This is a genomic window from Flaviramulus multivorans (assembly GCF_021728415.1).
GTDB lineage: Bacteria > Bacteroidota > Bacteroidia > Flavobacteriales > Flavobacteriaceae > Sabulilitoribacter > Sabulilitoribacter multivorans.
In genome coordinates this window covers 140,576-154,881 of the sequence record NZ_JAKKDV010000006.1, presented here as the reverse complement: position 1 = coordinate 154,881, position 14,306 = coordinate 140,576, and the positions used below count along the sequence as shown (strand labels likewise).

Genomic DNA, 14,306 nt, shown 5'->3' with positions numbered 1-14,306 from the left:
ATGAAAAACACACGATATATAATTTTAGCACTACTAACAGTTTCATTTTTAGTGGTTGCTTGTGGAAATAAAGAAAGCCACAAAGAAAATGATGGTCATGCCCATAACGAAGAACAAAAGACTGAAGGAAATGATGACCATAGCGAAGGCGAAGAAGTGATGCTTTCACAACAACAGTTTGAAGCCTTAAAAATGAAGATAGACACTATTGCATTGCGTAATATGAGTGGTTATGTAGAAGCCAATGGCACATTGGAAGTGCCACCACAAAGTGAAGCAGCAATAACTTCTGTAGTTGGCGCAAATGTATTATCCATAAAAGTGATTGAAGGAGACAAAGTTAATAAAGGTCAAGTTGTGGCATATCTTTCACATCCAAATATTATTCAAATGCAAACCGATTATTTGAATGCTTTTAGCAATGGTAATTTTTTAAAGAAGAACTTTGAGCGTCAGCAAAAATTATATGATGCAGGAGTTGGCTCTGGTGCAAATTTTCAAAAGGCCGAAGCAGAATATGATGCCTCTAAAGCTATGGTAAATGGATTGGAAGCCCAATTGAAACTATTAAACATAAATACGTCATCAGTACGAAATGGAACAATTGCTCAAAGTATTTCCTTACGAAGTCCTATTGAAGGCTATGTGCAAAAGGTAGAAGTAAAAACAGGACAGTATGTTGAACCACAAACCGAACTCTTTGAAATAGTAAATACACATCACGTTCACGCTGATTTAATGGTGTTTGAAAAAGATGTGTATAAAGTAAAAAAAGGTCAAAAAGTAAACTTTAATGTGCAATCAATGCAAGATGAAGAATTAACAGCAGAAATTTATTCAGTAAGTAAAACATTTGAAGATAATCCTAAAGCAGTACACGTACACGCTGAAATTGAAAACAAAAAAGGGAATCTAATTCCTGGTATGTATATTCAAGGTAAAATTGAAACTGAAAATGTGGAAACTATGGCAATGCCTGAAAGTGCCATAGTAAAAGAAGGTGATAGGTTTTTCGTGTTTTCGGCGGAAAAAGAAAATGATGAATGGAGCTTTAAACCCATTGAAGTTATTTTGGGTGCAAAAGATGGCAATTGGATAGCAGTTCAATTTTCTGTATATATAGAACCAAACACAAAATTCGCCTTTAATAATGCATATTATCTTATAGCAGAAATGAAAAAAGGCGAATCAGAACACGAACATTAATTATGCAAACAATAGAAGAATTATTAGAGTCAAAAAATATACGTGTTACTGCAATGCGTTTATTGATTTATAAGTTTCTTGCAAATAAACAAATAGCAGTAACATTAAGTGATATAGAAAATGCTTTTGATAAAGCAGATAGAACGACATTGTACAGAACTATTAAAACATTTGAGGAAAAGGATATTGTGCATCAAATAGATGATGGTACAGGAATCACTAAATATGCTTTGTGTGAAAACGGCTGTAATTGTGAGATTGAAACCGATTTGCATTTGCATTTTCATTGCAATAACTGTAATGAAACCATTTGCTTAACAGATCATAAGATTCCCCAAATTAAAGTGCCAGAAGGCTTCGTTTCAGAAAACGTAAACTTGGTAGTAAAAGGGATTTGCGACAAGTGTAGTGGCCATTAATGCACTTCCATTGCACGCATTGGTATTATACTTTTACAATCAAAAACATATAATAATGAAACTAAATTATAAAATGCCTAAACATTTAAAAGATGCATATAATAAAGAACTTCGTTCATATAAAGTTGATTTTGCCAATAAGGATTTTATAAATGCGTGGCATCATTTAGAAAGAAGTCATATTATAGGTCAATCTTACCCAATTGAACATACTTATTCACATTGGTTAATGCTAAAGTTTGGTTTAATGCAAAAAAATACTAAAGAAGTATTTGGACAAATTATTAGATTACTTGTTGGAGGTTGGAAATCGTTTATTAATCACGTGCCACTTGGCAATACTGGAGGTGCAAATGTACCACCACTAAAACGTATGCCTATTCCAAATGATATTAAAAAATTATTAGAAATTAGATGAAAAAAAAGAAAATCAATTTAAGAGATTTAAAACCAGATTCGGAAGCGGAACATAGTAACGATGATGGTCACGACCATAGTGGTCAATCAAATAATTTCAAAGCGTATATTCCTGCCATAATTAGTTTTTCAATGCTAATTATTGGTATTGGGTTAGACTATTTTGATGTTAATTTTTTCAAGGATTGGGTTCGTATTATTTGGTATGGAATTGCTTATATACCTGTAGGATTACCTGTTGTAAAGGAAGGCTGGGAAAGTATTAAAAAAGGCGATGTGTTTACAGAGTTCTTTTTAATGTCTATTGCTACTATAGGTGCATTTATCATTGGCGAATATCCAGAAGGTGTTGCTGTAATGTTGTTTTACGCAGTTGGGGAATTATTCCAAAATGCAGCAGTTAACAGAGCAAAAGGAAATATAAAAGCGTTGTTGGATGTAAGACCAAATGAAGCTTTGGTATATAGAAGCAATGATTATCTATCAGTAAGTCCAGAAACCGTTGAAATTGGCGAAAAAGTGCAAGTACGTTTGGGAGAAAAAATTCCTTTGGACGGCATTCTACTTTCCGAAAAAGGTTCATTTAATACAGCAGCATTGACAGGCGAAAGCAAACCTGACACGATTGTAAAAGGTGAAAAAGTATTTGCTGGGAGTATAAATTTGGAAGGTGTAATTGAAATAGAAACTACCAAAGAATTTAGAGATAGTTCCATTGCAAGGATTTTGGATATGGTGCAGAATGCCACAGCTCGAAAATCTAAAACCGAATTGTTCATCAGGCAGTTCGCACGAATTTATACACCAATTGTAGTGTTTTTAGCAATTGGTGTTACGTTCATTCCTTACTTTTTTGTAGACGATTATGTCTTTATAAATTGGTTATATAGAGCCTTAATTTTTCTTGTGATTTCTTGTCCCTGTGCTTTAGTTATTTCTATTCCTTTGGGTTATTTCGGTGGATTGGGAGCAGCTTCAAAAAATGGAATTTTATTTAAAGGAGCTTCATTTTTAGATGCAATGACCAAGATAAATACATTAGTAATGGACAAAACAGGAACCGTTACTAAAGGTGTTTTTAAAATCAAAGAAGTAAAAGCAATTGGTTGGAATGAAACCGAATTTATGCACTACTTAATGGCGATGGAAGAACAATCCACACATCCCATTGCTAAAGCAATATTAGAGTATAAAGTAGAAGGCGAAGATTATGAAGCTTCCGAAGTATCTGAAATAGCAGGAAAAGGGTTAAAAGGTATTGTAAATGGTAAGACTGTTTTAGTTGGTAACAAAGCGTTGATGACAGCCAATAACATTAATGTTTTAAATGAAACTGAAACTATTGTGGAGTCGATTGTATTAGTAGCTATCGATAATAAGTTCGCAGGTTATGTGGTGATTGCAGACGAATTAAAGGAGGATGCAAAAGAAACGATTAAAGCCTTACATAAAGTTGGTATTAATAGTATAATGATGCTCTCTGGAGATAAAGATTCCATTACGCAACAAGTAGCAAGAGAATTAAATATTGAAAAGGCTAAAGGCGGATTATTACCAGAGGATAAATTAAATGAAGTTGAAATTTTAAAACAAAATCCTCAAAATAAAATTGCTTTTATAGGTGATGGAATTAATGACGCACCAGTTTTAGCAGCAAGTGATGTAGGAATAGCAATGGGTGGTTTAGGAAGTGATGTCGCTATTGAAACAGCAGATGTCATCATCCAAACAGATCAACCTTCAAAAGTAGTGAGAGCCATTAAAATTAGTCGTTCCACTCGTAAGATTGTATGGCAAAATATTATTTTGGCTTTTGGCGTTAAATTAGTAGTACTTATTTTAGGAGCAGGTGGTTTAGCGACCATGTGGGAAGCAGTTTTTGCAGATGTTGGTGTTGCATTATTAGCCATTTTAAATGCGGTTAGATTACAGCGAATGAAATGGAATTAAATTAAGTAAAAATGTCACATTATAGAGGGAATAAGAAAAAATATAGAAAATCAAAAAAGTCAAATAAGCGTAATGTAACTCTGAAAGATAAAGTTGTTGCAGTGTTAGCTTTTGTAGGTCTATTTATAGCTTTATTATTGTTAATGAAATTTATGCTTTAATTTTATAAAATGTTTTGTTTGATGATTTAATATTTTGTTAAAAAGCAACCTATTATTTGATTTTTCGTAACTTCGCAATTGGTATGAAACAAATATTCCATAAAATAATGTCCTTAACAATGGCTTTTGTAGTGTTATTTTCTACGATGTCATTTACTTTGAATATGCATTATTGTGGAGATAATTTAGTGGAAACTGCTATTTTCAAAAAAGCTAAAGGGTGTGGTATGGAAATGGAAAAACCTTCTACTCAGGGCTGTTCAGTTACCAAGAAAAACTGTTGTGATGATAAGCAGTTAGTTATTGAAGGCCAAGACGAATTACAAGTACAGGTTGACAAAATTTCCTTTGACCAGCAAGTTTTCATTGCTTCATTTTTTTACACGTATATTAACCTTTTTGAAGGTTTAGATAGTAATGTTTCTTCATATGAAGAATATAAACCGCCACTCGTTATAAGGCGTATCTACAAGATTGACGAGACCTATTTAATTTGATTTTTAAACATTAGACTGTTTTATCCTATGGCTTTATGTTATAAGGATATTCTGCTGTATTCGGTGTTGTTGTAACACCAATGTCTAACTGTTTAATAATCAAACCCAATGCTAAACAAAAGCATCAAATTTTTAATCGAAAACAAACTCGTAGCAGTTTTATTACTTGTCCTATTTATTGGTTGGGGAACTGTTAACGCACCATTTAATTGGGATACTGGATTTTTACCAAGTAATCCTGTGGCTGTAGATGCAATTCCAGATATAGGTGAAAACCAGCAAATTGTATTTACCAAATGGGACGGTCGTTCACCACAAGATATTGAAGACCAGATTACTTATCCACTAACTACATCATTGTTAGGTATTCCTGGAGTAAAAACCATTCGTAGTTCGTCTATGTTCGGTTTTTCAAGTATCTATATTATTTTTGAAGAAGACATAGAATTTTACTGGAGTAGGAGTCGCATTCTTGAAAAGCTCAATTCCTTGCCAAGTGGTTTATTACCAGAAGGTGTTAATCCAGCTTTGGGACCAGATGCTACAGGTTTAGGGCAAATATTTTGGTATACACTCGAAGGTCGTGACCAAAACGGAAACGTTACAGGTGGATGGGACTTACAGGAACTACGTAGTATTCAAGATTACTATGTTAAGTATGCCTTGTCATCTGCTAGTGGTGTGTCTGAAGTGGCTTCCATTGGCGGTTATGTGAAAGAGTATCAAATTGATGTGAACCCAGAAATCATGCGACAATACAATATTGGCTTGGGTCAAGTTGTAAAAGCAGTTAAAGAAAGTAATCGAGATATTGGTGCACAAACTTTAGAAATAAATCAAGCAGAATATTTAGTGCGTGGTCTAGGTTATGTGAAATCTATTGCAGACATTGAAAATGCAGTAGTTACTTCCGAAGATTATACATCCATACGTATTAAAGATATTGGAAAAGTCTCATTGGGTCCAGCAACCCGAAGAGGTATTTTGGATAAAGAAGGGGCAGAGGTTGTTGGTGCTGTTGTAGTAGCACGTTATGGTGCTAATCCAATGGAAGTCATTAACAATGTTAAAGATAAAATTAACGAATTAAGTGCAGGTTTACCTTCAAAAGTTTTATCAGATGGTAGAACATCGCAAGTCACTATTGTTCCATTTTATGATAGAACAGAGTTGATTCAAGAAACCTTAGGTACTCTTAACGAAGCTTTAACCTTAGAAATACTTATTACCATTTTGGTTATCATAGTTATGGTGTTTAATCTGCGAGCCTCAGTACTTATTTCTGGATTATTGCCAGTAGCTGTTCTGATGGTATTTATAGCGATGAAACTCTTTGGTGTTGATGCTAATATTGTTGCCTTATCAGGTATTGCCATTGCCATTGGAACCATGGTTGACGTTGGTGTGATTCTGTCTGAGAATATCATAAGGCATTTAGATGAAGACAAAGGGAAGTTCCCTATCAATACTGTGGTGTATAATGCGACAGCTGAAGTGTCAGGAGCCATTGTAACTGCTGTAGCGACAACTATAATCAGTTTTATTCCTGTGTTTACTATGATTGGTGCTGAAGGAAAACTTTTCAGGCCATTAGCTTTTACAAAAACCTTTGCCCTAGCAGCGGCACTTATTATAGCACTGTTTTTAATACCACCATTTGCTGCCTCCATATTTAAAAAAGTTAACATCAGAAAAACTAGCCATTATGTTCTGAATGGACTCATGGTTATTCTTGGTTTAACGGTTATGATTTTTGGATATTGGATTGGGGTTTTGCTAATTGGCTACGGTATTGTTGCATTTTTAAAACGAAACCAAAGGCTAACAGACAAAAGAGCTAATCTTGTTAATATTATTATTTCAGCATTAGCAATAGTGTTTCTATTAGCTGAATACTGGAGACCACTAGGTGTCGATAAAAGTATCCTACTCAACTTGATTTTTGTTAGTATCATCTGCTTTGGGTTGCTGGGTGTTTTTGTCTTGTTTCAGCACTATTATCGTAATATCTTAAAATGGGCTATAGAAAATAGGCTGCTTTTCCTATCAATACCAGCCACTTTACTGGTTTTAGGATTTCTTATCATGAAAAATTCTGGCAAGGAGTTTATGCCATCTTTAAATGAGGGTTCTTTTCTATTAATGCCAACCTCAATGCCACATTCTGGTGTGGAAGAAAACAAAAGAGTGTTACAACAGTTGGATATGGCAGTAGCCAGTATCCCTGAAATTGAAACTGTAGTTGGTAAGGCTGGTAGAACAGAATCCGCTCTAGATCCAGCGCCATTGTCCATGTATGAAAACGTGATACAGTATAAGCCAGAATATATGTTGAATGCTCATGGAGAGAGACAACGTTACAAAGTGAATGGTGATGGTTTGTTTGAATTGAAAGATGGACGATTAATAGCCAATCCAAATAATACCGAAAATGTAGCTCTAAATAAAGTTAGTAATTCTCAATTGATTGAAGATAATGATGGTGAGTTTTACAGAAATTGGCGACCAGAGATACAATCGCCTAATGATATTTGGAATGAGATTGTCCGTGTTACTAAGTTACCTGGTGTGACTTCTGCGCCTAAATTGCAACCCATCGAAACACGATTGGTGATGCTACAAACAGGTATGCGTGCGCCTATGGGAATCAAAGTAAAAGGTCAAGATTTAAAACAAATAGAGGCCTTTGGTGTACAATTAGAAAACATCATTAAGCAAGCTGAAGGGGTAAAACAAGAAGCTGTTTTTGCCGATCGTATTGTTGGTAAACCTTATTTGTTAATTGATATTGATAGAGAAAAAATAGCACGATATGGCGTAACCATTGAGGAAGTTCAAAATGTATTAAAAGTAGCTGTTGGTGGTATGGTGCTAACTCAAACTGTTGAAGGCAGAGAGCGATATGGAGTTCGCGTGCGTTACCCAAGAGAGCTAAGAGCGAATCCAACTGATTTAGAACAAATATATGTGCCTGTCGAGAGAGGCAGCCCTGTTCCATTAAGCGAACTAGCAACCATTAGATATGAACAAGGACCACAAGTTATTAAGAGTGAAGACACCTTTTTGGTAGGCTATGTATTGTTTGATAAATTGGATGGCTTTGCAGAAGTGAATGTGGTAGAAAATGCGCAAGCCCTTATTCAGAGTAAAATCATTTCTGGTGAACTTATAGTTCCTAAAGGGATTAGTTATAAGTTTACTGGTACTTACGAGAATCAACTTCGAGCTGAGAAAACCTTGTCTGTTGTTGTTCCACTAGCACTTCTCATCATCTTCTTAATTTTGTATTTCCAATTCCGTTCGGTGTCAACCTCATTAATGATTTTTACAGGTATTACCGTTGCTTTTGCAGGTGGTTTTATCATGATGTGGCTCTATGGTCAAGACTGGTTTTTAAATTTCAGCTTGTTTGGTGAGAACCTACGAGAGCTTTTCAATATGAAAACCGTTAACCTAAGTGTTGCCGTTTGGGTTGGGTTTATAGCCTTGTTTGGCATTGCGACCGATGATGGAGTGGTTATGGCCACCTATTTAACTCAAACCTTTGATAAAGAATCGCCAACAGATAAAAAAGGTATTCGTTTAGCAACACTAGAGGCAGCAGGAAAACGTATTAGACCATGTTTAATGACTACAGTAACTACAGTCCTTGCCTTGCTACCTGTCCTAACATCTACAGGAAGAGGAAGTGATATAATGATTCCAATGGCTATTCCCATTTTTGGAGGTATGATTATAGATATTACCTCTTATTTTATAGTTCCTGTTTTGTTTAGCTTGAAAAAAGAGTTTCAACTTAAAAGAATAACAAATGAAAAATAAAGCTCATAACCTTAAATTGGTCGTTGTTCTAGTTTTTGGTTGCTTGAGTGTTGTAGCCCAAGCACAATCCTTAGACCTTCTTATTGAGGAAGCCTTACAGAACAATCCAGAAATTCAAAAGTTTGAATTGCAATATCGTATAGCTTCGGAAAAAGTAAATGAAGTGAATGCTATTCCCAATACTGAATTTGCAGTTGGGTATTTTATAAGTGAACCCGAAACAAGAACAGGTGCACAACGTGCACGTTTTTCGGTAAAACAAATGTTGCCATGGTTTGGTAATATTGGTGCAAGAGAGAACTATGTTAGTTCGCTAGCTGATGCTAAATATGAAGACATTGTTATTGCTAAACGCAAACTCATCTCTTCTGTGTCGCAATCTTATTACAACCTATACTCTAATAAGGCTAAACAGCAGGTATTGAAAGAAAATATAAAACTATTGGAAACCTACGAAACTTTAGCACTAACCTCAGTTGAGGCCGGAAAGGCTTCAGCGGTTGACGTCTTACGTTTACAAATGCGTCAAAACGAGATGCAACAATTAAGAGAAGTATTGCAACAACAATTTTTATCGGAACAAACCAATCTTAATAATCTTTTAAACAGAGATAATACGGTTTCTGTTCAGTTAGTTGCTGAACTGCTGATTCCTACAGAAGATGTTGAAATTAATTCACCACAATTAGCCTTACACCCAGAATTGCTGAAATATGATAAACTCTATAAATCAGTAGAACAATCTGAATTATTGAACCAAAAAGAAAGTAGCCCAATGATAGGATTTGGGTTGGATTATATTCCAGTATCAGAGCGTACTGACATGAACTTAATGGACAACGGTAAAGATATAGTAATGCCAATGGTTTCGGTGTCCATCCCAATCTTTAATAAAAAATACAAATCGGTTTCTAAACAAAATGAACTGCAACAACAAGAAATCAATTACCAAAAACAAGAGCGATTAAATTCTTTGGAAACCCTTTTGAATAAAGCAATTAGCGAACGCATTTCAGCTAGAATTAGTAATGCCACTGCAACCAAAAATTTAAAGCAAGCCAAAGATGCAGAAAATATTCTAATCAAAAGTTACGAAACTGGCACCATCGACTTTAAAGACGTTTTGGATATTCAAGAATTGCAATTGAAGTTTCAAATGAACCAAATAGAAACAGTTAAGACCTATTATATGCAGACCACGATTATTAATTATTTAATACAGTAAAAAATGAAAAATAATAATAGACTAATTGGTACAGGCATAATAACTGCTATTACAGCTTCCTTGTGCTGTATCACACCAGTTATAGCTTTAATTGCAGGAACAAGTGGGATTGCTTCAACTTTCTCTTGGATAGAACCATTTAGACCCTATTTAATTGGTCTGACAATTTTAGTTCTTGGTTTTGTGTGGTATCAAAAACTAAAACCTCAAAAGGAAATTGACTGCGATTGTGACGAAGACGAAAAAACAAAATTTATTCAGTCAAAAACCTTTTTGGGAATTATAACTGCATTTGCAGTAATAATGTTGACTTTTCCATACTATTCTGAAATTTTTTACCCAAAATCAGAAAGGCAAATTATCGTAGTAGATAAATCGAACATTAATACATCTGAATTTAAAATTATTGGAATGACTTGTGCAAGTTGCGAGGAACACGTAAATCACGAAGTAAATAAACTCGACGGAATTTTAAACTCAAAAGCATCCTACAAAAATGGAAACGCAATTATTGAATTTGATAAAACTAAAACCAATGAAAAGGAAATTGAGAAAGCAATTAATGCAACAGGTTATAAAGTAACAGACAAACAAGAAAACTAATGGAGATTCAATTAAAATCAGAAATTACTTGTACAAGTTGTGGATATAAAAAAGTAGAAGAAATGCCAACAAATGCTTGCCAATTCTTTTATGAGTGTAATAATTGTAAAACAGTTCTAAAACCAAAGGAAGGAGATTGTTGTGTTTATTGTTCATACGGCACAGTCCCTTGTCCACCAATCCAAAATAATAAAAGTTGTTGTTAAAATGAAACACACATATCACATACACGGAATGACTTGCAACGGTTGTCGTACTCACGTAGAAGAAACACTTTTAAAAGTGGAAGGTGTTTCAAAAGCGACAGTCAATTTAGAAAAGGCAGAAGCTACAATCGAAATGGAATCGCATATTCCTATAGAAACATTTCAAGAAGCCTTAAAAAATGATGGTGATAGATACAGTATTCACAAACAAGGTGAACATCATCATGCCAAAGTAGAAAAGGTAAGCCAACCAAAGGCAAAAGGCACAGGCACATTTTATTGTCCTATGCATTGCGAAGGAGATAAAACTTATGATAAAGCTGGAGATTGTCCTGTTTGCGGTATGGATTTGGTTGAAGAACAAAATCTATCATCAGCTACAACAGAACAATGGACGTGTCCAATGCATCCAGAAATTGTAAGAGATGAAGCAGGTTCATGTCCTATTTGCGGTATGGATTTAGTGCCAATGCAACCAGATGTTTCATCAGAAGAAAAAACTTATAAAAAATTATTGAAGAAGTTTTGGATTGCAACCGCATTCACATTACCAATATTCTTAATGGCTATGAGCGAAATGCTTCATAATAATCCATTGTACAATTTAATGGAGCAGAAATATTGGAATTGGGTACAATTCGTGTTATCAATTCCAGTAGTATTTTATGCTACTTGGATGTTCTTTGAACGTGCTTATAAAAGTATAAAAACGTGGAATCTCAATATGTTCACACTCATTGGGATTGGTGCAGGTGTAGCTTGGTTATTTAGTGTAGTTGGAATGCTATTTCCAGATGTATTTCCAAGTCAATTTAAAACAGAATCAGGTGCAGTACACGTCTATTTTGAAGCAGCAACGGTTATTCTAACCTTGGTGCTTTTAGGACAGTTGTTAGAAGCGCGTGCCCATAGTAAAACCAATTCAGCAGTAAAAGAATTATTAAAGTTAGCACCTAATAAAGCTATAAAAATAATAGATGGTGAAGAAGTTGAAGTTAGTATAGATAAGATAGAATTAAATGATATTCTAAAAGTAAAACCAGGCGATAAAATTCCTGTAGATGGTGTGATAACTGAAGGCCAAACAACCGTTGACGAATCTATGATTACAGGAGAACCAATTCCTGTAAACAAATCTCAAGATGATAAAGTAAGTAGCGGAACAATTAATGGCAATCGATCCTTTTTAATGAAAGCAGAAAAGGTAGGAAGCGATACATTACTCTCACAAATCATCCATATGGTGAATGATGCGAGTAGAAGTCGTGCACCTATTCAAAATTTAGCAGATAAAGTTTCAGGTTATTTTGTGCCAGTTGTAGTTCTTATTTCTATTATCACATTTATTGTTTGGGCAATTTGGGGACCAGAACCCGTTTATGTGTTTGCGTTTGTGAATGCAATTGCAGTTCTAATTATTGCGTGTCCTTGTGCTTTAGGTTTAGCAACACCAATGTCTGTAATGGTAGGTGTGGGTAAAGGTGCTCAAAATGGTGTGTTGATTAAAAATGCCGAAGCTCTTGAAAAAATGGATAAGGTAAATACACTTATAGTTGACAAGACAGGAACGATTACGGAAGGGAAACCAACAGTTGAAACCTTAGTTGCTTTTAATGATACTTTAAACGAAAAAGAAGTACTAAAGTACATTGTTTCATTAAATACAAACAGTGAACACCCTTTGGCAGAAGCAACAGTAAAATACGGTAAAGAACATAACGCTGAAACAATAAAATCTGAAAACTTTAGTGCTGTCACAGGAAAAGGAGTAGAAGCTAAAATAGATGGTAAAAAAGTAGCATTAGGGAATCCTAAAATGATGGAATATGCGAAAGCAGACATTACATCTAAAATGAAAGAAGAGGCCAAATCTTTCCAAAAACAGGGTAAAACAGTGTCTTATCTATCAATAGATGAGACCGTTGTTGGTTATGTGGTTATAGGAGATAAAATAAAAGAAACAAGTGCCGAAGCTATCAAAGAGCTTCAAGATAAAGGCGTTGATGTCATTATGCTTACAGGCGATAATCACGATACAGCACAAGCAGTAGCATCAGCACTTAATCTCGTAGATTTTAGAGCCAGTATGCTGCCAGAAGACAAACTCAAAGAAGTAGAAAAACTACAAGAAAACGGAAAAGTGGTTGCGATGGCAGGAGATGGAATTAATGATGCACCGGCATTGGCAAAAAGTGATGTTGGGATTGCTATGGGAACGGGTACCGACGTGGCGATAGAAAGTGCAATGATAACCTTGGTAAAAGGTGATTTACACGGCATTGTAAAAGCCAAAAATTTAAGCGATGCTGTGATGAAGAATATTAAGCAGAATTTATTTTTTGCACTTATTTATAACACATTAGGAGTGCCAATTGCTGCTGGTGTTTTATTCCCATTCTTTGGTATTTTATTGTCACCAATGATAGCAGCTTTAGCAATGAGTTTTAGTTCAGTATCAGTTATTATAAACGCATTAAGATTAAGAAATATTAAAATATAATTATGAAGAATTTAATAGCAGTATTTGTGTTAACAGTTTCAGTTTTAAGCTGTAATAATCAACAGCAGAAAAAAGAAGAACACAACCATCAAGAGACTCAAACTCAACAGGAAGATGTTCCTAAAAAGAAACCTTTAAGCCCACATACATCTGCAATGGCAATGATTGGAGATGCACATATTCATATAGACTATTCGTCACCAGGAGTTAGAGGACGAATCATTTTTGGTGGATTAGTTGGTTATGATAATGTCTGGCAAGCAGGAGCACATATGGCCACATGGATTGAAACCAATAAGGATTTAATTATAAATGATGAAGTGCTTCCAAAAGGAAAATATGGATTTTTCACGATACCTTCAAAAGATGATTGGACTATAATGATTAATAAAAACTGGAATCAGCACGGTAAAGATGATTATAATGAAAATGATGATGTGATAAGATTTAAAGTGACACCAAGTATTTCAGATAAAAATACAGAGCATTTAGAGTATAAAGTAAATAAGATTAGTGAAACAGAGGGAAGTATTTCTCTTGCTTGGGAGAAGGTAACAATTAGATTTCCATTCAAAATAAATCAATAAAATGGTAAATAGGCATACAGCATTAAAAATCAGAAAAACACATCGTTATTTAGGTTTGTTTTTGGGTATTCAATTTTTGTTTTGGACTATTAGTGGTTTATACTTTAGTTGGACAGATATTGATGACATACACGGCGACCATTTTAAAAATATGGAATACCAGCCTAAAACATTTAACGGCCTCATTAGTCCATCTCAACTTAATGTTTCTCAAGGTATCAATACTATTGAGTTGAGAGACATTAATAATTTGCCTTACTATTGGGTAAATAATAATCAGTTATACAATGCTATCGATGGTAATTTAAAAACTAATATAACGAAAGAAGAGGCTTTGTATATCGCAAAACTCAATATGAAAAATGGTTTAGAGGTAGCATCTATACAACAGATTAATGAAACAGGAAAACATCACGAGTATAGAGAAAAGTTACTGCCTGCTTATGTTATCTCGTATGAATCAGACGAAGCCTTAAAAGCTTATGTTTCTATAAAAGATGGAAAATTTCAGACAGTTAGACATCGAAGTTGGCGTTGGTTTGATTTTTTATGGATGACACATACTATGGATTACGAAGGGAGAGACAATTTTAATACAATAGTATTAAGGGCATTTTCACTTTTAGGCTTAATTACTGTATTAAGTGGCTTTTTACTATGGTTTTCATCGTCACCTTCAGTTAGAAAATTATTAAAACGAAATAAAAAATAAG

Annotated in this window: 12 protein-coding genes; all 12 read left to right on the top strand. The window is 34.4% G+C overall.

The features are described 5' to 3' along the window. The 12 genes from L3X39_RS13235 to L3X39_RS13180 all read left to right on the top strand — a co-directional run bounded on the left by L3X39_RS13235 (nt 1) and on the right by L3X39_RS13180 (nt 14,305). Nucleotides 1–1,206, top strand: a complete 1,206-nt coding sequence (locus L3X39_RS13235; protein ID WP_237232336.1) for an efflux RND transporter periplasmic adaptor subunit — start codon at nt 1–3, stop codon at nt 1,204–1,206. Between the two features lie 2 nt (nt 1,207–1,208). After that, nucleotides 1,209–1,625, top strand: coding sequence for a Fur family transcriptional regulator (locus tag L3X39_RS13230; protein ID WP_237232335.1), 417 nt, complete (start codon nt 1,209–1,211; stop codon nt 1,623–1,625). A gap of 55 nt (nt 1,626–1,680) precedes the next feature. Beyond that, a complete protein-coding gene (locus L3X39_RS13225; RefSeq protein ID WP_237232334.1) occupies nt 1,681–2,043 on the top strand; it encodes a DUF3703 domain-containing protein in 363 nt (120 codons plus the stop codon). Continuing rightward, entirely contained in the window at nt 2,040–3,992 is a 1,953-nt protein-coding gene (locus tag L3X39_RS13220) for a heavy metal translocating P-type ATPase (RefSeq protein ID WP_237232333.1), read from the top strand. The genes L3X39_RS13225 and L3X39_RS13220 overlap by 4 nt, the downstream gene beginning before the upstream one ends. Nucleotides 3,993–4,236: 244 nt before the next feature. Further along, nucleotides 4,237–4,650, top strand: a complete 414-nt coding sequence (locus tag L3X39_RS13215; RefSeq protein WP_439649561.1) for an HYC_CC_PP family protein — start codon at nt 4,237–4,239, stop codon at nt 4,648–4,650. Between the two features lie 108 nt (nt 4,651–4,758). After that, nucleotides 4,759–8,472, top strand: a complete 3,714-nt coding sequence (locus tag L3X39_RS13210) for an efflux RND transporter permease subunit (protein WP_237232331.1) — start codon at nt 4,759–4,761, stop codon at nt 8,470–8,472. Continuing rightward, nucleotides 8,462–9,697 carry a TolC family protein gene (locus tag L3X39_RS13205; protein ID WP_237232330.1) on the top strand — a complete coding sequence of 412 codons (1,236 nt, stop codon included), beginning with the start codon at nt 8,462–8,464 and terminating at the stop codon, nt 9,695–9,697. Before L3X39_RS13210 ends, L3X39_RS13205 begins: the two co-directional genes overlap by 11 nt. Nucleotides 9,698–9,700: 3 nt before the next feature. After that, complete coding sequence (merTP, locus tag L3X39_RS13200) at nt 9,701–10,300, top strand: mercuric transport protein MerTP (protein ID WP_237232329.1); 600 nt, start codon at nt 9,701–9,703, stop codon at nt 10,298–10,300. Further along, nucleotides 10,300–10,506 (top strand): GDCCVxC domain-containing (seleno)protein, encoded by a 207-nt coding sequence (locus L3X39_RS13195; RefSeq protein WP_237232328.1) that lies wholly within the window; start codon nt 10,300–10,302, stop codon nt 10,504–10,506. The genes merTP and L3X39_RS13195 overlap by 1 nt, the downstream gene beginning before the upstream one ends. A 1-nt stretch (nt 10,507) precedes the next feature. Then, nucleotides 10,508–13,006 (top strand): heavy metal translocating P-type ATPase, encoded by a 2,499-nt coding sequence (locus L3X39_RS13190; protein WP_237232327.1) that lies wholly within the window; start codon nt 10,508–10,510, stop codon nt 13,004–13,006. Nucleotides 13,007–13,008: 2 nt separating this feature from the next. After that, nucleotides 13,009–13,593, top strand: coding sequence for a DUF2911 domain-containing protein (locus L3X39_RS13185; RefSeq protein WP_237232326.1), 585 nt, complete (start codon nt 13,009–13,011; stop codon nt 13,591–13,593). Between the two features lies 1 nt (nt 13,594). Then, the gene (locus L3X39_RS13180; RefSeq protein ID WP_237232325.1) at nt 13,595–14,305 is read left to right on the top strand and encodes a PepSY domain-containing protein; all 711 of its coding nucleotides are present in this window, start codon (nt 13,595–13,597) and stop codon (nt 14,303–14,305) included. The last annotated feature ends 1 nt before the right edge of the window (nt 14,306 follow it).

Coding starts and splice junctions, on each gene's coding strand:
- L3X39_RS13215 (WP_439649561.1), top strand. CDS start 4,237: ATGAAACAAATATTCCATAAAATAATGTCCTTAACAATGGCTTTTGTA.
- L3X39_RS13235 (WP_237232336.1), top strand. CDS start 1: ATGAAAAACACACGATATATAATTTTAGCACTACTAACAGTTTCATTT.
- L3X39_RS13195 (WP_237232328.1), top strand. CDS start 10,300: ATGGAGATTCAATTAAAATCAGAAATTACTTGTACAAGTTGTGGATAT.
- L3X39_RS13190 (WP_237232327.1), top strand. CDS start 10,508: ATGAAACACACATATCACATACACGGAATGACTTGCAACGGTTGTCGT.
- L3X39_RS13180 (WP_237232325.1), top strand. CDS start 13,595: ATGGTAAATAGGCATACAGCATTAAAAATCAGAAAAACACATCGTTAT.
- L3X39_RS13220 (WP_237232333.1), top strand. CDS start 2,040: ATGAAAAAAAAGAAAATCAATTTAAGAGATTTAAAACCAGATTCGGAA.
- L3X39_RS13185 (WP_237232326.1), top strand. CDS start 13,009: ATGAAGAATTTAATAGCAGTATTTGTGTTAACAGTTTCAGTTTTAAGC.
- L3X39_RS13210 (WP_237232331.1), top strand. CDS start 4,759: ATGCTAAACAAAAGCATCAAATTTTTAATCGAAAACAAACTCGTAGCA.
- L3X39_RS13205 (WP_237232330.1), top strand. CDS start 8,462: ATGAAAAATAAAGCTCATAACCTTAAATTGGTCGTTGTTCTAGTTTTT.
- L3X39_RS13225 (WP_237232334.1), top strand. CDS start 1,681: ATGAAACTAAATTATAAAATGCCTAAACATTTAAAAGATGCATATAAT.
- merTP (WP_237232329.1), top strand. CDS start 9,701: ATGAAAAATAATAATAGACTAATTGGTACAGGCATAATAACTGCTATT.
- L3X39_RS13230 (WP_237232335.1), top strand. CDS start 1,209: ATGCAAACAATAGAAGAATTATTAGAGTCAAAAAATATACGTGTTACT.